The organism is Altererythrobacter ishigakiensis, assembly GCF_001663155.1.
Classification (GTDB): domain Bacteria; phylum Pseudomonadota; class Alphaproteobacteria; order Sphingomonadales; family Sphingomonadaceae; genus Erythrobacter; species Erythrobacter ishigakiensis.
Genome location: NZ_CP015963.1, coordinates 2,447,412 through 2,463,619 on the forward strand (window position 1 = coordinate 2,447,412; position 16,208 = coordinate 2,463,619).

At 57.4% G+C, this 16,208-nt stretch carries 17 protein-coding genes; 7 read left to right on the forward strand and 10 right to left on the reverse strand.

Annotation, left to right across the window (positions count from 1 at the left end; all coding sequences use genetic code 11):
- Positions 1-44: 44 nt before the first annotated feature.
- The 4 genes from A6F69_RS11775 to A6F69_RS12995 form a co-directional block, all read right to left on the reverse strand.
- On the reverse strand, positions 45-986 hold the full coding sequence (locus tag A6F69_RS11775; RefSeq protein WP_067601547.1) for a tetratricopeptide repeat protein: 942 nt from the start codon (positions 984-986) through the stop codon (positions 45-47).
- Positions 987-1,122: 136 nt separating this feature from the next.
- Positions 1,123-1,968, reverse strand: coding sequence for a helix-turn-helix domain-containing protein (locus A6F69_RS11780; RefSeq protein WP_067601550.1), 846 nt, complete (start codon positions 1,966-1,968; stop codon positions 1,123-1,125).
- 139 nt (positions 1,969-2,107) lie between these two features.
- Complete coding sequence (ptsP, locus tag A6F69_RS11785) at positions 2,108-4,378, reverse strand: phosphoenolpyruvate--protein phosphotransferase (RefSeq protein WP_067601553.1); 2,271 nt, start codon at positions 4,376-4,378, stop codon at positions 2,108-2,110.
- A gap of 109 nt (positions 4,379-4,487) precedes the next feature.
- Positions 4,488-4,643, reverse strand: a complete 156-nt coding sequence (locus A6F69_RS12995) for a YdcH family protein (protein ID WP_083984786.1) — start codon at positions 4,641-4,643, stop codon at positions 4,488-4,490.
- 170 nt (positions 4,644-4,813) lie between these two features.
- On the opposite strand from A6F69_RS12995, the gene A6F69_RS11790 reads away from it, so the two are divergent.
- Positions 4,814-5,011 carry a YdcH family protein gene (locus A6F69_RS11790; RefSeq protein ID WP_067601556.1) on the forward strand — a complete coding sequence of 66 codons (198 nt, stop codon included), beginning with the start codon at positions 4,814-4,816 and terminating at the stop codon, positions 5,009-5,011.
- 135 nt (positions 5,012-5,146) lie between these two features.
- The gene (locus tag A6F69_RS11795) at positions 5,147-5,605 is read left to right on the forward strand and encodes a DUF1465 family protein (protein WP_067601557.1); all 459 of its coding nucleotides are present in this window, start codon (positions 5,147-5,149) and stop codon (positions 5,603-5,605) included.
- Between the two features lie 6 nt (positions 5,606-5,611).
- Here the strand turns inward: A6F69_RS11795 and glpK are convergent, their stop codons facing one another.
- A complete protein-coding gene (gene glpK / locus A6F69_RS11800) occupies positions 5,612-7,081 on the reverse strand; it encodes a glycerol kinase GlpK (protein ID WP_067603085.1) in 1,470 nt (489 codons plus the stop codon).
- Positions 7,082-7,138: 57 nt separating this feature from the next.
- Here glpK and A6F69_RS11805 point away from each other — a divergent pair, with 57 nt between their 5' ends.
- On the forward strand, positions 7,139-8,011 hold the full coding sequence (locus tag A6F69_RS11805; RefSeq protein ID WP_067603089.1) for an MBL fold metallo-hydrolase: 873 nt from the start codon (positions 7,139-7,141) through the stop codon (positions 8,009-8,011).
- Positions 8,012-8,063: 52 nt separating this feature from the next.
- Positions 8,064-8,843: a hypothetical protein gene (locus A6F69_RS11810; protein WP_067601559.1), complete on the forward strand. Its 780-nt coding sequence runs from the start codon at positions 8,064-8,066 to the stop codon at positions 8,841-8,843.
- A gap of 15 nt (positions 8,844-8,858) precedes the next feature.
- Here A6F69_RS11810 and A6F69_RS11815 read toward each other — a convergent pair whose 3' ends face one another.
- Positions 8,859-10,466, reverse strand: a complete 1,608-nt coding sequence (locus A6F69_RS11815) for a class I adenylate-forming enzyme family protein (RefSeq protein WP_067601561.1) — start codon at positions 10,464-10,466, stop codon at positions 8,859-8,861.
- Between the two features lie 111 nt (positions 10,467-10,577).
- Here A6F69_RS11815 and nadA point away from each other — a divergent pair, with 111 nt between their 5' ends.
- Positions 10,578-11,564, forward strand: a complete 987-nt coding sequence (gene nadA, locus A6F69_RS11820) for a quinolinate synthase NadA (protein WP_067601563.1) — start codon at positions 10,578-10,580, stop codon at positions 11,562-11,564.
- On the opposite strand, the gene A6F69_RS11825 is transcribed toward nadA, so the two are convergent.
- Positions 11,561-12,460, reverse strand: coding sequence for a DMT family transporter (locus A6F69_RS11825; protein ID WP_067601567.1), 900 nt, complete (start codon positions 12,458-12,460; stop codon positions 11,561-11,563). The two genes, nadA and A6F69_RS11825, sit on opposite strands and share 4 nt — an antisense overlap.
- Before the next feature lie 66 nt (positions 12,461-12,526).
- Between A6F69_RS11825 and A6F69_RS11830 the strand changes: the two genes are divergently transcribed.
- Entirely contained in the window at positions 12,527-13,633 is a 1,107-nt protein-coding gene (locus A6F69_RS11830; RefSeq protein ID WP_067601571.1) for an alkene reductase, read from the forward strand.
- Here the strand turns inward: A6F69_RS11830 and A6F69_RS11835 are convergent.
- Together A6F69_RS11835 and lipB are read right to left on the reverse strand one after the other, a co-directional pair.
- Positions 13,630-13,938 (reverse strand): hypothetical protein, encoded by a 309-nt coding sequence (locus tag A6F69_RS11835; RefSeq protein WP_067601574.1) that lies wholly within the window; start codon positions 13,936-13,938, stop codon positions 13,630-13,632. The two genes, A6F69_RS11830 and A6F69_RS11835, sit on opposite strands and share 4 nt — an antisense overlap.
- Complete coding sequence (lipB, locus tag A6F69_RS11840) at positions 13,926-14,609, reverse strand: lipoyl(octanoyl) transferase LipB (RefSeq protein WP_425388053.1); 684 nt, start codon at positions 14,607-14,609, stop codon at positions 13,926-13,928. Before lipB ends, A6F69_RS11835 begins: the two co-directional genes overlap by 13 nt.
- A gap of 71 nt (positions 14,610-14,680) precedes the next feature.
- Here lipB and A6F69_RS11845 point away from each other — a divergent pair, with 71 nt between their 5' ends.
- On the forward strand, positions 14,681-15,499 hold the full coding sequence (locus A6F69_RS11845; RefSeq protein ID WP_067601577.1) for a DUF7847 domain-containing protein: 819 nt from the start codon (positions 14,681-14,683) through the stop codon (positions 15,497-15,499).
- Here the strand turns inward: A6F69_RS11845 and A6F69_RS11850 are convergent, their stop codons facing one another.
- Entirely contained in the window at positions 15,500-16,135 is a 636-nt protein-coding gene (locus A6F69_RS11850; protein ID WP_067601580.1) for a class I SAM-dependent methyltransferase, read from the reverse strand.
- Positions 16,136-16,208 lie beyond the last annotated feature (73 nt).

The following is a 16,208-nucleotide window of genomic DNA, read 5'->3' on the forward strand; positions in this document are numbered from 1 at the left end:
TTTCCGCGCGAAAACGCGCGATCAAATCTGGATCAAGCCCCGTATCAATTACAGGTCACATTCTGGCGGTTGGCTTCGTACTGATCTTGAAGCCGTCCACTCGCAAGAGCCGGATAGGTATCACCAAATTCGGCAAGAGCTATGCACGCACGATTGGTGTCCTCCAACGCGATCATGGCTTCAGCAAGATAGAGCAGACTGTCACCTGCCCGCGCCGCTTGCTTGTCTACCTGATAGTTGCGCAGGAACCATGGCGCCGCCTCCCGCGCCTTGCCATCATCAAGGTATGCGCGGCCAAGCAGGTTGCGGCCATAGGTTGTGCGCCAGTGGTCGGGATGCTGGTCCACGAACAGGCGCAATTGCTGCTGCGCCTCAGGATAAAACCCGGCATTCCACAGCCGGAAACCGTACGTATATTCATCATCGCCCGCGTCATCCGTTTGCGGCTTCATGATTTCCTGCACAGCTGCCAAGCGCTCCTCACTTGGGCCCGCTACAGCCTGCTCCTCTGCTGCCGGAAGCTCGTCCGGTTCAGATTCTCCGCCCGTCATCGCCGACAAATTAGTCTCAGTTGCTGCCTGTTCTGAGGACGGGGTCTCCGTCTGCTCTGTTACAGGCGTGGGCATATTGGCTGCTTCGAGTGCCTCTACCCGCTCTTCGAGCAGCGACATGGCATTGTGGTTTTCCTCTCCGGCTGCGGTCAGGCGCTGCAATTGTGCTTCGATCGCATCGAGCCGCGCCAGGATGTCTGTCACGGCAGTAGTCGACGTGGCGTTTGCGGGGGTGTTTGGCGCGGTCTGCTGCGTATTGATCTCCGGCTCGAAGAAGCGCGCATCTCCTCCGGGAAACACCTTCCGCTGCAATGCGCGCACTTCCGCTTCAATCTTGCGCACGCGCGCTTCGGAGACTTCGTCTTGTGCCAACGCTGGAACCGGAGCAGTAAAAACCACCGCCACTGCTACAGCTACACCTGCCAGTCGCTTCATTGGGGACACATTCACTTCGCAAACTCCTAAATCTGCTGCAGTCCGCAATTAAACTCTCGCGGATGAACCTCAGACGAATCCTGCATCAATCCTACTGGAAAATCGACCCGATCACGCGTCAAAATCGTGGGTATCGTCAGCCAGGATCAGCAGACATTACGGTCGAACCCGCATCCACCGCCACTCGAGATCGCAATGCGTCTGCAGTAATCGGGATATCACGCACCGTGACTTCCTCTTCCGCAAGCCTAGGCGCAGCCTCGCCGCCAATAGTGATCGCGAACGCGTCAGGCCTACCGGTCCATATGCGCGGATCAGCGGCGTCGGCCGGCACTGTAAAGCTCTCACCAATGGCCATGAGCTTTTGCTCCAAACGCCGGCCATTGGCCTCATAGAAGCTCACCCAGACACCATCTTCCAGCGCGGTAAACACCACCTGATCGGGCAAGGTGCCCACATTCTGACTAGAGCCAGTTGATGCTGCTTCGGCCTGCGCAACATCCGTTTCTGCCGACTCCAAGCTTTCCTCAGAAACCAGGGGTACAGGATCCGCCCCCGGAGCGATAAAGCGACCGTAAAAGACATAGCTCCCAATAGCGAGCAGCAGGACCGCTATAGTTGACGCCCAAACCACTCCACGCGGTGGCGCTTTTGCTGGGTCTCCGGGTTCGAACGCGGGGGTATATCTGGGCCGACCAGCCAATGTATTGTCGAGCTCTGCCCGCAGGTCGTTGACAATCTCGCCTTCGTCCATGCCCAATGCACGTGCGTAACTGCGTGAAAAACCATACGCATATGTTCGTGCCGGCAGCTCGGAAAACTTGTCCTGCTCTATCAATTCAAGATGTCGCTCGGAAATCCGTGTCTGCTCTGCAATTTGCTCAAGCGATATGCCCCGGGCCTCGCGCTCCCGCTGAAGTCGCCGACCAACGCCTTCCAACGGAAGTTCATGATCCTGATTCTCGACGATTTCCTCAACCATAGGTGCGACCCCGTAGTATTCTTTTATCGCACTACAAGAAAGGCGTGGCGCTTTCGTGTCAAGCCGAGCGGCTCTTGCCTGACACGCATTAGCGGCAGAGCGTGACCGGTGTGCGAGCGGTCGAACGAAGTCACCAGTGTTAGTCCGTTTCTATATTGCGTTCGTCTGCCCAAGCCTTCAGCTCTGTGCGCAGATCTACGTCGGGGTCTGATAGCCATTCGGTCATCGCCTCGGTGATTTCTTTAAGGTCAACCCTTCGTACAAGTTCCTTGATAGGCCCGACACCGGCAGGTGTAATCGAAAGACGGCGATATCCGATGCCAAGCAAGGCCAATGCCTCCAGACGCCTGCCACCCATCTCGCCGCAAACAGCCAGATCAACGTTCTGCCCGACAAGGCTCTGCGAGACCCGGCGCATGAAGCGCATTATCGATGGGCTGAGCCAGTCGTAGCGTTCGGCAAGCTTAGGATTGGCGCGGTCCGCGGCAAACAGAAATTGGGTCAGATCATTGGTACCGACCGACAGGAAATTGACGCGCGGCGCCATGAGATCAAGCACCTCGGCAAGTGCCGGCACTTCCAGCATTGCGCCATACCGGATCGAAGCGGGCAACTGGCGCTTGGACTTGCGCATGAATTGTATCTGATCTTCAAAAACTTCCTTGGCTGCATCAAATTCCCATGGCTCTGAAACCATTGGGAACATCACATTCAGCTCGCGGCCCGCGGAAGCTTCGAGAAGGGATCGCGCCTGCGCCTTCAGCAATCCACCACGCTCCAATGCCAGGCGCAAGGCACGCCACCCCATGGCCGGGTTTTCATCATGCTCCGCCTGCTCTGACTGGAGATAGGGCACTGCCTTGTCGCCGCCGATATCGACAGTTCGAAAGATCACCGGCTTGTCGCCCGCTGCATCCAGAACATCGCGATACAGCCGGACTTGGCGTTCGCGCTGTGGCAGGGTTGCAGAAACAAGAAACTGAAACTCTGTGCGGAACAGGCCCACTCCATCTGCACCGGTCATTGCGAGCGCTGAAATGTCATCGCGCAGCCCGGCGTTCATCATTACCTGAATGCGCGTTCCACAGCGCGTGAATGGCTCCACGTCGCGCAGCTTGGCATAGGCAGCCTGCCTCTCCCGAGATTTCTCGAACCGCGCGTCAAATGCTTGCGCAACTTGCGGAGACGGGCGTATCGTGGCGGTTGCCTGATCAGCATCAAGCAGGATCTCGTCGCCGTCACGGACCAGACCGCGAATGCCGCGGGCACGGCCCAGGACTGGCACACCCATGGCACGTGCAACGATCACAACATGCGCCGTGAGCGAGCCTTCCTCAAGGATCACACCTTTCAGGCGCCGACGGTCATATTCGAGCAATTCGGCAGGCCCCAGATTGCGTGCAATCAGAATGGTATCCTTCCGTAGCCCTTGTGAGGCGGCCGTGCCTAATTGACCCGATACAATCCGGAGCAAGCGATTGGACAGGTCCTCCAAATCGTGCATCCGGTCGGCCAGCAAGGGGTCGTCAATCTCACGCATGCGCATGCGCGTGCGCTGCTGGACACGCTCTATCGCGGCCTCAGCGGTCAGGCCGGAATCAATCGCTTCGTTGATGCGGCGGCCCCAGCCCTCATCATAAGCGAACATTTTATAGGTCTCGAGCACCTCTTCGTGCTCACCGCCAACACCGAACTCCGCCTGGTTGGCCATATGATCGATCTGTTCGCGCATCTTGTCGAACGCACGATAGACTCTCTGACGTTCAGCCTCGATGTCGTCAGCCACAACATGATCGATTGTAATGCGCGGCTGGTGATAGGTTGCGCTGCCAATGGCGAGTCCCTTCACCAAAGCCAGCCCGGATACGGTCTGTGTGCCTGTTTGCCCTTCGCTCAGGCCACGTGCACCCTCTTCATCAATCAGCTCTGCATTGGCGATCAACTCTGACAGCACCATCGCTGTGGTTTGCAACGCTTCGATCTCGACGTCCTCGTAGCGCCGCGGATCGACATGCTGAACGTTCAGCACTCCCACCACACGCTCTCGATAGACAATCGGAACGCCGGCAAAGGAGTGGAATTTTTCTTCGCCTGTCTCAGGGCGATAAAGGAAATCAGGGTGTGCCTTTGCTTCGGCCAGATTCAACGTTTCATTGTTATGCGCAATTGTTCCGGTCAGGCCTTCGCCAATCGCCATGCGTGTCACGTGAACCGCGCCTTTGTTGAGGCCGCGGGTCGCAAACAATTCCAGCATTCCCTCGCGCAAGAGATAGATCGAGCAAACCTCGCTATCCAAACTATCGCCAACGATATCAACCACGCGATCCAGCTTGGCTTGCGCGTGCAATCGCGAAGCCATGACCTCGTGCAGACGAGTGAGGATCATGCGGGCCGAAGCTGCTGCTGTCATATGTGCGCTGCTATAGCAGGTTGTTAGCCAAGCGAAATGCTGTTCCGCAACAATTTCTCGCAGCGAGACGCAGGTAGGATCGGTTAATTACGAGAGTCTTCTGCTCGCCTCAGGCTTGCGCCAGCTCTTGTTTAATCTGCAGCTTGCGCTTCTTGAGATGTTGGATCGTCGCAGTATCAGGCGCAGGTCGGTTCAATTCCTCGCGCAGTTGCGCTTCAAGTCCGGCGTGTTTGTTCTGTAGCGCTTCGACATGGGACGTTGCCATCAACTCATCTCCTCTTCGCGTGAATACCGCAAGAGCGACTCGCCTACGCGCGGACGAGCCGCGTGAAAGGATCAAACCATATAAAGGTTAACTTGAAAAGAGCGCACCTTCACGTATGCCTTTAACGGCACCCGATTGGTGATGGACCAGGAAGGCAAGGAGGACGCCAAGTGAACGAGCAAGAGCTGCGCAAGCGATTGGAGCTGCTGCGCTCGGAACATCGTGACCTTGACGCCGCGATCACGGCGCTGACTGAGACGGGATCACAGGATCAGTTGCAGATCGCCAGGCTCAAGAAGCGAAAGCTTCGGCTGAAGGACCAGATTGCCATGATTGAGGATACCTTGCTGCCAGACATTATTGCGTGATTTGTCCGGTGAAAGCTTGGTTTCCGCTTACAATATCAACGTTTCCGTACCGCTTTGGGACAGCGACCTGTAAAGCCGCGGAAAACATGGTTGCCAGACTGGACGCCGGTGGAAACTCCATCTTAACCCAACCTCATGGCAAGTCCATCAAACCTTTCGCGCCCGATCATTGAGTCGCTTTACAGCGAGGCGTTGCTACTGGCCGACGAAGTTCGTTCGACGTTCGCGTTGGGCATGGGAGACGTTGCGCCTGATGCCAGCGACCGCCTGCGCCTTGCGCTTTCAAGCGAAGGTTTGAAAGCAACAACGCGCATGATGCATGTTTTGGCATGGCTACTGAACCAACGGGCCTATTTCGCCGGCGAACTCAGCGATTCACAGCTACGTAGTCATGGTCGCCTGCCTGATGATCGTCCCAGCAACGAAGACGACCTTGAGTTGATGGAACAACCAACGCGAGAGCTGATCGAAGAAACGATCCGCTTACATCGCCGGATTGCGCGACTCGACCAGGCCTGGGCGGATGAATTCGATGCGCAACCAGTGGTACATTCGATGCGCGCCCGCCTGGACCGCGCCATCAGTATGCACTGATTGACATTACGCCGCTGCCAGCGCCTTTCGCCAAGCTGCCAAGCGCCCTGAGCGAATTTGCTCCGGCATGGTTGGCGCGAATTCCTGCAAATGTCCGCGCATAGCCGTCGCCGAGCTTTCAAGATCGGCATGGATGCCAGCACCAGCAGCTGCAAGCATAGCAGCGCCCAATGCCGTGGTCTCGACGAACTCAGGTCGCTCGACCGGCAAGTTAAGAATATCTGCCAGGTCCTGCGCCATCCAGTCGTTGGCACTCATCCCGCCGTCAATCCGTAGTCTTTGCCAGGGCGCTCCGTCGGCGGCGAACGCGGTGGCCAGATCGTGCGTCTGATGCGCCATGGCTTCAAGGGCGGCGCGGGCGAGCTCCGCCTTGCCGCTGGCAAAGCTAAGCCCGTTGATCACGCCGCGTGCTTCGGCACGCCAATGCGGGGCACCTAATCCACTCAAGGCAGGGACAATTGTTACGCCGCCGCTATCAGGTATGGATCGCGCCAATTCTTCTGTCTGGCTGGCAACATCGACAATACCGAGTGAATCACGAAGCCATTGCACAAGGCTGCCCGCGACAAAGACAGAGCCCTCCAACGCATAGGTGCGCTGACCATCAATCTGGTACAGCACCGTACCCAGCAACCGGTTGGCTGAGCGCGGTATCTCGCCCCCTTTGTTGGTCAGCACGAAGGCACCAGTGCCGTAAGTTGATTTGGTCTCCCCCGGTGAAAGGCAGGCCTGCCCTATCGTCGCCGCTTGCTGGTCACCCGCAAGGCCAGTGATGGGAATCTCGCGACCAAGCCACTCGGCCTTTGCAACAGCGATTTCGCCTGCGCTATCAACGACATCTGGCAGCGCCGAACGGGGCACGCCGAACAGGTCGCAGAGTTCCGAGTCAAACGCAGCTCCATCAAGCGCGAGTAACAACGTACGGCTTGCATTGCTGGCATCGGACACATGTTCTCCACCCGACAGCTTGTAGATCAGCCAGCTCTCTATTGTGCCGAAGGCCAGTGATCCGCTCTTGGCGGCAGCTTGGACTGCCGGCTCATTGTCCAGCATCCAACGCATTTTTGTTCCGGAGAAGTAAGGGTCAAGCAAAAGCCCGGTGCGTGTCTGGACTTCTTCCTCATGCCCTGCGTCACGCAATTCCGCACAAAAGTCTGCGGTCCGGCGATCCTGCCACACAATCGCCCGGCACAGCGGCTCTCCCGTCGCTTTGTCCCAAGCCACCACAGTTTCACGCTGATTGGTGATCCCGATGCAGGTGATCCTGTCGGCCTCACCCGCCTGCTCGGTGACATCGCGCACGCAGGCGAGAGTCTTCTCCCAAATCTCTGACGCGTCATGCTCGACCCAACCGGGCTTGGGATAATGCTGTTCCAATTCGCGCTGCGCCACATGATGCAGCTTGCCCGCATGATCAAACAGCATCGCACGTGTCGATGTCGTCCCTTCGTCCAGAACAAGAATGAATTCGCTCAATTCTCTCTCCAAATTAGCTGGCGTGACATGTGCACGACCTTCCCCCATATGCAAGTCATGGCTTTACCACCCGAACCTTGGCCCACGGGCATCGCCGAGCAATGCGAGCCGCTGGTGCGGCGCGTCCTCGCTCCTAACCCGTCACCCTATACCTATACCGGCACGCAGACCTATATCGTGGGCAATGCGGGCGATGTGGCGGTGATTGATCCGGGTCCAGCGGAACCTGAACATATCGATGCCATCGTCGCTGCGGTTGGCGATGCCAAAGTCACCGCGATCATGTGCACGCACACGCATCGCGACCACTCTCCAGCTGCCACCCCCTTGGCAGAGCGCACCGGCGCACCGATTGTGGGCTGCGCACCGTTGGTGATCGACAGTGATCTGCCGCGCAGTGACGAAGCATTCGACACCACCTATGCGCCGGACCGCGTATTGGTAGACGGCGAAGCGATGACAGGCGAAGGATGGACACTGCGCGCGGTTCACACCCCTGGCCACACGTCAAACCACCTCTGCTTTGCCTTGGAAGAGAGCGGCGCACTGTTCACCGGCGACCATGTCATGGGCTGGTCCACCAGCGTCGTCATTCCGCCGGATGGCGACATGGGTGACTACATGGCGAGCCTGGAACGACTGCAAGCGCGCGAGGACCGCGTGTATTATTCAGCACATGGCGAGCCAATTGAAAAACCGCGTCAGTTGGTGCGCGGGATGATGGGCCATCGCCGCCAGCGCGAGAGCCAGATATTGCGACTGCTAGGCGAGCAAGCGCGAACTATCCCGGACTTCATTCCGGAGATGTATAAGGGTTTGGACGAACGCCTGCACAAGGCCGCGCAGATGAGTGTGATGGCGCATTTGCTTGATCTGGAAAAACGCGGGCTTGTGGCGCAAGACACAAACGACACCTGGCACGCGAATTGACGCGAGCGGCATTGCGCAGCTAACCTGACCCCGAGGACACTGGGGGAAAATCATGGCAACTTTGGCCGACAGCAAGCCGTTGGGCTATTCTGGCGAGAGCACGCGCTTCTTTACTATCATGGCATGCATCATGTCGTTGGTGATCGTAGCCGGATTTTCAATCCAGCTTGCCATGGGTCGTTCCAGCTTCGATGTGCCTTGGCCCTATCACGTACACGGCGTGATTTTCATGAGTTGGCTCGGGCTGTACCTGGCACAACACCTCTCTATGGCGAGCGGCAATAAAGCGCTACACGTCAGGCTCGGTAAGCTGTCCTATATTATGATTCCCGCGATGGTTGCGGCCGGCACGCTCATCATGATCGCCGTCGCCCAACGCACCGGCGGCCCGTTCTTCTTCCATGTCAGCGAGTTCCTGTGGAGCAATCTGGCTTTGGTCTGGCTATTTGGCGGGCTCGCATTCTGGTCTCTCAAGAGCCGCCGCTATACAGGCTGGCACCGCCGCCTGATGCTGTGCGCGATGGCAATCCTGACCGGACCGGGGCTTGGCCGTCTGTTACCCTTGCCGCTGATGATCCCGCATGCGTGGACAATCACGACCGTCTCGACCATGATCTTTCCTATCATCGGCATGATTGTAGACTGGCGTAAGAACGGTCGAGTTCACCCCGCCTATTTTTGGGGACTGGGGCTTTATGTTGTGGTGTTTTTGGCAACGGTCGCGATATCGCACACTGGGCCGGGCATGGCAGTGACAGAATGGCTAATCGAAGGCACTCCAGGTGCAGATCGCCCTATAGAAGCCTTCCTGCCGCCCGGGTTCAGCATGTAATTAGAGCGCTTTGCGTCAGCTATATTCCCCCTTCGCAAACGCTTCGGCCATGGCAAACTTCTGGATCTTGCCTGATCCGGTCAGCGGAAATTCCTTCACCCACACCCAATGCGCGGGCGTTTTCTGAGGCGACAGCCGTTCCCGGATAAAGGCACGCAGTTCGCCATCCTCGGGGCGCTCAGCGCCGTCCGCCAGCCTCAAAAACGCAGCAACAATCTCGCCCCATTTCTTATCCGGCACACCTGCCACCGCGATCTCTGCAATGGCTGGATGCTCTAGCAGCGCAGCTTCAATCTCTGCCGGGAACAAGTTCTCGCCGCCGCGAATGATCATCTCTTTCACACGGCCCGTGATCTTCACATACCCACGACTGTCCATGCTTCCCAAGTCACCGGTATGCAGCCAGCCATCGGCATCGATTGTTTCAGCCGTGGCCTGAGGATTGTCGTTATAGCCGGTCATCATGTTGAAGCCGCGCATGCAAATCTCGCCCTGCTCGCCCGGCGCGCAAATTGAATTGTCCGAGGGATTGCGGATCGCGACTTCCATATGGCTGCACGGCTGGCCGATTGTCTCGGTCAAGTCGGCACCTTGATCTGTCGGCCAAGCGGCAGTGATGGCTGGCGAAGTCTCGGTCTGGCCGTAGACGATCAGGATCGGCACCCCGAAAACCTCTTGCGCGGCGCGATTGAGTTCCGGTTGGACCATGGCCCCGCCACTTACGATGGTCTCGACACAGCGCACATCCGTGCCTGTGGCTTTTGCCGCCTCGATCAGCGCAAAGATCATCGTCGATACGCCGCCAATGACTTCTGGCTTTTCGCGGGCGATGCCAGTCACGACCGCCGCCGGATCGAACAATGTTACCAAGAGCAAAGTCGCACCATGGCTCAAGGAGCCCAAGACGCACACTGCGCTGCCCGCCGTATGAAACAAGGGGAACGGGCAGAGCACCTGTTTTCCCGGAGCGAGATTCCAACGCACAAACACATCGTGATTGCTTTGCACCAACCCGTGCTGATGCAGCAGCACGCCCTTGGGAAAACCGGTGGTGCCAGAGGTATACTGGATCATGCAGATGTCATGCGGCTTGGTTTCGCGCAGCGCGCCATCGCCCTCGCCTGCGAACAGCTCGGCATGGTCTTCGATATCAATGATGTAGTCTTGCGCAGGCAAACCAGCGGCGGCTTCATCGACTATGGGTCGTAGTGCGCTGCCGCGCACTTGCGGCTGGTAATAGACGGCCCCCGAACTGGATTGCTCAAGCACATATCGCACTTCGCGCGGCGTGAAGGATGGATTGACCGTGACCAGCGTCAGCCCTGCCATTGCTGCGCCTAGCTGTACGATCACCCATTCAGGGCAATTGCCCGCCATGATCGCGATCCGCGTGCCAGCGGGGTGCCGCGCCGCCAATGCTCGCCCGCATCGCTTCGCATCACCTAACAACTCGGCATAGGTCCATTCGCGCCCAATCGAGCCATCATGCAGCATCTCGCGAAGTGCCAAACCCTCCGGTCGAATTTCCACCTGTTCGCGCAGCATCGCTTCGATCGTGCGTTCGCGCATTTCGGTGTCAGCCTGCGCCGGGCAGTAGGCTTCTTTCAGGTCCAGCTTATACATCGCAAATCTCTCCCGCCTTGAATGCTATCACAGTTGCGACCTAAAGCGCTCGCAAAATGGCACATCCTGCCTATATGGGAAGCAGAATTTACAGCTGACTGGACACCCTGAATGAGCATCGAGACCAAAGTCCCCACCGGTGAAGACCTGCTCGCGGAAATCGACCGCCTGCGCAAAGAGCGCAATGCGGTAATCCTCGCGCATTATTACCAGACGCCCGATATTCAGGATATCGCGGATTTCGTTGGGGACTCGCTCGAACTGTCGAGAAAGGCCGCCGAGACCGATGCAGATGTGATCGCATTTTGCGGCGTGAAATTCATGGCCGACACTGCAAAGATACTGTCGCCGGAAAAGATCGTCGTGCTGCCAGATATGGACGCAGGCTGCTCACTCGAAGACAGCTGCCCACCGGAGAAATTCAAAGCTTTCCGCGAAGCGCACCCGGATCATATTGCGCTGACCTACATCAACTGCTCGACCGAAGTGAAAGCGCTGAGCGACGTAATCGTCACCAGCTCCAGCGCGGAAACGATCCTTCAGCAGATTCCTGAAGACCAGAAAATCATTTTCGGGCCAGACCGCCACCTGGGCGGTTATCTCAGCCGCAAGTTTGATCGCGAAATGTTGCTTTGGCCGGGCGTATGTATCGTCCATGAGGCCTTCAGCGAAACCGAATTGCTGAAGCTGAAGGAACAGCATCCGGGCGCACCGGTCGCGGCACACCCAGAATGTCCGCCCGCGATCATCGATCATGCGGATTATGTTGGTTCGACCAGTGGTATCCTGAAATTCGCACAGGAGTTTGAAGGTGATACGCTGATCGTAGCGACCGAGCCGCACATTATGCACCAGATGGAGAAAGCTCTGCCGGAGAAGACCTTCATTGGTGCGCCAGGCGCAGACGGCAACTGCAACTGCAATATCTGCCCCTACATGGCGCTCAACACGATGGAGAAGCTCTACGTCGCGCTGCGCGATCTGGAACCACGCATCGAGATCGAGGAAGGCCTGCGGTTGAAAGCCAAGGCGAGCCTGGACAAGATGCTGGAAATGGCAGGCAATACCGTTGGGAAAGGCGATTTGGGCAAGATCTAACGTCCCGCCGGTCTCGTTCCCCGCGCCAGCACCAGCGCGCTGCCGAGCAGCGCCATGCCAGCAATATCGAGCAGGGTGAGCACTTCGCCAAAAATCTGGTAGCCGATCAACGCCGCCACGGCTGGCTGTGTCAACAACGCAAGTCCGATCACCAGCGGCGGGAAGTGCCGCATGCTGAACACCAACAGCCCCTGCCCGACAAGCTGGCTGGACACGAACAGCACCAGAATCGGCGTCCAGTCAGTTGGCCAGATCGGCTCCCCCTTGACCAATGCTATCGACAGCAAGACCGGGCAGGCAAAGATGCTGACCCAGACCAGCAGGCTCCATCCACCAACCGTTTGCCGGGCGCCCTGCAGATTGACCAGATAAACCGCGTAAAGCAGACCCGCGGCAAGGCAGAAAAGATCGCCCATCAGTGTGGTGGCCGAAATATCTGCACTACGCCCCATCAGGATCGCTGCACCCGCTATAGCAAACACGATCGCGGTCCATTCCATCCCACGGGGCAAGCTGCGCGCGATGATGAAACCCCAGAACAGCATGACAATGCTACCCGCATTGCCGAACAATGTGGCATTCCCCAGCCGGGTCATTTCGATCCCGACGTGCCAACTGGCAAGGTCTAGCCCGAATGCCACCGCGCCCAATGCGACAAACATCAAGGTTCGCCGGGGAATGCCGGTCAGGGCCTGCCCGCTAACCCGCGCGAACACCGCCAGAAAAGGCAAGGCCAGAAACAGTCTCCAGAAACCGGCTGAGACCGGCCCCGTATCTGCCAACCGAACGAGCCATGGGCCGAGCGCGAGCGCGACATTGCCGGCCAGCAATGCCAACAAAAACAGCCACTGGCGCGGCTGAACAAGATTTGCTTCTGGCGACCCCTCATTTTCCATGGTTGCGCACTAGCCGCTTCGCCCCCAAGTGCCTATCACAAAGAGACGAAGACGAAGGAAATTCATTTGTACGACACACTGTTTCAGCCACTCAAAATGGGTGCACTCACCGCCAAGAATCGCATCTTTATGGCGCCGCTCACACGCGGCCGCGCGGCCGATCCTATGTTCGTGCCAAACGAATTGATGGCTGAGTACTATGGCCAGCGTGCAGGTGCGGGTATGATCCTGACTGAAGCGACGGGCATCAGCGTTGAGGGACTTGGCTGGCCGTCAGCTCCGGGGATCTGGAGTGAAGAGCAAACCGAGGCATGGAAAGCCTCCACCAAGGCGGTGCATGATCGCGGCGGCATGATTGTTATGCAGTTGTGGCACATGGGCCGGATTGTGCATCCATACTTCCTTGGCGGCGAAGCGCCCTTTTCTGCCAGCGCCACAAAGGCTCCGGGCGAAGCGCACACGCCGGAAGGCAAGAGCGAATACGCCACCGCACGCGAGATGTCGCATGAGGACATCAAGCGCACAATTGGTGACTATCGCCGTGCGGCAGAGAATGCCAAGGCTGCCGGGTTCGACGGCATTCAGCTTCACGGGGCGAATGGGTATCTGGTCGACCAGTTCCTGCGGGACAAAACCAATCTACGTACCGACGAGTATGGCGGTTCGCCCGAAAACCGCACCCGATTCATGCGCGAAGTGCTCGAGCAGTTGATTGACGTGTGGGGCGCGGACAAGGTTGGTATTCGCTTGTCACCCAATGGCGATTCTCAGGGCACCGATGACAGTAATCCGCCAGCAACTTTTGGTGCCGCAGCCAAGGTTTGTGAAGAGCTGGGTCTTGCATTTGTTGAATTGCGCGAGCCGGGTCCAGAAGGCACGTTTGGCCAAACCGATGTGCCCAAGCAAAGCCCCCTGATCCGAGAAATCTATTCAGGTGCGCTGATCCTGAACAGCGATTACACCGCCGAAGAAGCTGAAGCAGATGTGACTTCTGGAAAGTGCGACGCAGTCAGCTTTGGCCGTCCATACATCTCTAATCCAGATCTGGAAGAACGCATCAGGCAAGGTGCGCATTGGAACCCCAACAAAGACGTTCCGAAGAGCTGGTACTTCCCTATCCCTGAAGGTTACGTCGACTATCCAACTCTCGCTGAAGAGCAGGCTACGGCCTAACCTTCCGGCGTTGCTGGCGGTTGAGGCGGCGCGGGCTGGTTTTCGGCGCCGTCACCGCTAGTCACTGTGACTGTGGTCTCAACCGTGGTCGAGCCATCGTCATTCTCGCTTACAGTCACAGACTGTTCTCGTATGACCGGTGATTGGGATCGCAACTGGTCCAGAGGCAGCATATCATCGCTGATCGAACCGCCCAGAACTTCCCCTTCGGCTTCACGCCCATCTTCGCTTCGATCCGGCAAACTGTCACCGCAGGATGACAGTGCTATCACGCCGAACATAGAGAAAAATTTCAAACGTCGCATGATCGTCTCCCGGCGACTTCAGCTAAATGTTTCAGAAAATCGGGCGCCTTGGCCATCAATGCTTCGTCCCATTGCTGAGGCGTGATGTCCAGTCCCAGCCGCTTGAGGCTGGTGACGCCAAATTCGTCGATTCCGCAAGGAACTATACCGGTGAAATGAGAAAGGTCCGGATCAAGATTCACTGAAAAACCGTGCATCGTCACCCATCGCCGCACGCGGACACCAATGGCCCCAATTTTGGCTTCACGACCGTCAATATCAGTTGTCCAGATCCCGACACGTCCGTCAACCGCCCAGCTTTCGATCCCGAACGTATCGAGTGTGCTGATCACCCATTGCTCGATCCCGTGCACGAAACAGCGCACGTCTTTGCCGCGCTCTGTGAGGTCCAAGAGGATATAGCCAACCCTTTGGCCCGGCCCGTGGTAAGTATAGCGACCGCCCCGCCCCGCTTCGACCACTTCGAAACGCGGATCGAGCAACTCATCGCGGGCTGCGCTGGTTCCAGCAGTGTAAACCGGCGGGTGTTCAAGCATCCACACCAGCTCACGCGCATCGCCAGCCGCAATCGCGGCATTGCGCTGCTCCATTTCAGATAGCGCTTCACGATAGGGCACCTGGCGCGTTTCGCGCCGCCATTCGATCGCATCTGTGATTTCACTGCTCATCATTGATTGCGTGGGGGCTAATGCCTCGCTTATCAAGTGCAAATCCGCGAAGGGTTGGCGAAGGAGCGAGAGCAATGAAGTTCGATATGGGACAAGCATGGACTGATGCGGTAGCTCTGCTGTCCAAGAATCGCGATTTGGTTGTAATTCTTGCGGCGGTCTTCCTGTTTCTGCCTTCGCTTGCTTTGGGCGTGCTTGCTCCAACGACCGAGCTCGAAGCAATTATGGAAGCCAATCCAGACGGTTTTCAGGAAGCGGCTGCCGCTTATGCGGCAGAAAGCTGGCCATATATGCTGGCCTACCTCTTGTTCAGCTTCGTCGGAACTTTGGCGATACTCGCCCTGCTTGGACGCCCACAGCGCCCCACTGTTGGTGAAGCAATTGCTATCGGTTTCAAGACCCTGGTCCCCTATCTGTTGGCGTCGCTTATCACCGGGCTGATAGTTGGTTTCGTTGTCGCAGTCCTTGTCGCGATAGGCTCCATTGCTGGCGCAGCGGCTGCAGCTCTGCTGGGATTCGTTGCTTTTATTGCGGTTGTATTCCTGTTTTTCCGCCTGATTTTGATTGGACCGATCATGGCGATCGATGAGGTGCTCAATCCAATCAGAGCAATTGGCCGCTCATGGAACCTTGTCAAAGGCAACACGCGCTATGTGGCTGCCTTCATGATCTTGCTGTGGATTGCGCTGATTGTATTATCGATTGTTGGCGGGATGATATTCGGCGTTATAGGCGCCCTCGCGCCGGCAGGTTCGATCGCAACCTGGGTAACAGCTCTTTTCGAAGCTCTGATCGGCGCAATCGGTTCAGCTGTGTTTCTGGCTGTTTACGCTGCGATCCACCGCCAGTTGAGCAGTGGTGCACCCGAACAGGTCAGCAAGACATTCGAGTGATCATTTCTCAGGCGAGTTCTCAGCCTTCCAGCCCCAGAACAATTTGCACGGCAGAATATTGAGCCATTCGAAGCCCTTGTCGATTCGTGCATAGTACGGCCGCATGTAATCAAGGCATGCCGCAGTGAACTGATAAACCAGAAAGGCACCGCCGGGACGCAATGCGCGTTGCGTCGCTTCTCCAATCGCGGGGGCTACACCTGCGGGCAGCGTAGAAAACGGCAAACCTGACAAGATAAAATCCGCATGCTCAAACCCATGGTCGGCGATAATCTGTTCAACATCAGCAGCAGACCCGTGGACCGCAACAAATCGCTTGTCGCGGATCGTTTCACGCAAATAGTCGATGTAAAGCGGGTTGGTATCGATAACGATCAGCGTAGCGTCACCGCGCAGCCTTTCCAGTACGGGACGGCAGAATGTGCCGATGCCAGGGCCGTACTCGACAAACAGATTACAGCTCCCCCAGTCTACCGGCTCAAGCATCTTGCGCACCGTAAAGCGCGACGAGGGAATGATCGAACCGACCATGCGCGGGTGCTCGATAAACCCGCGCAAGAATACCGCGCACTGCCCAGCGTAGAGTGACAAGCGGTCAAACAAACGCCGTTTGATTTCAATTGCTTTTGTAGTCATGGGGCAGGAACTCGCTCGGAGGAGTATTGGTTGGAAATTCTTCGAGGGTGGATCGCAGATGCGCGAGTGTATT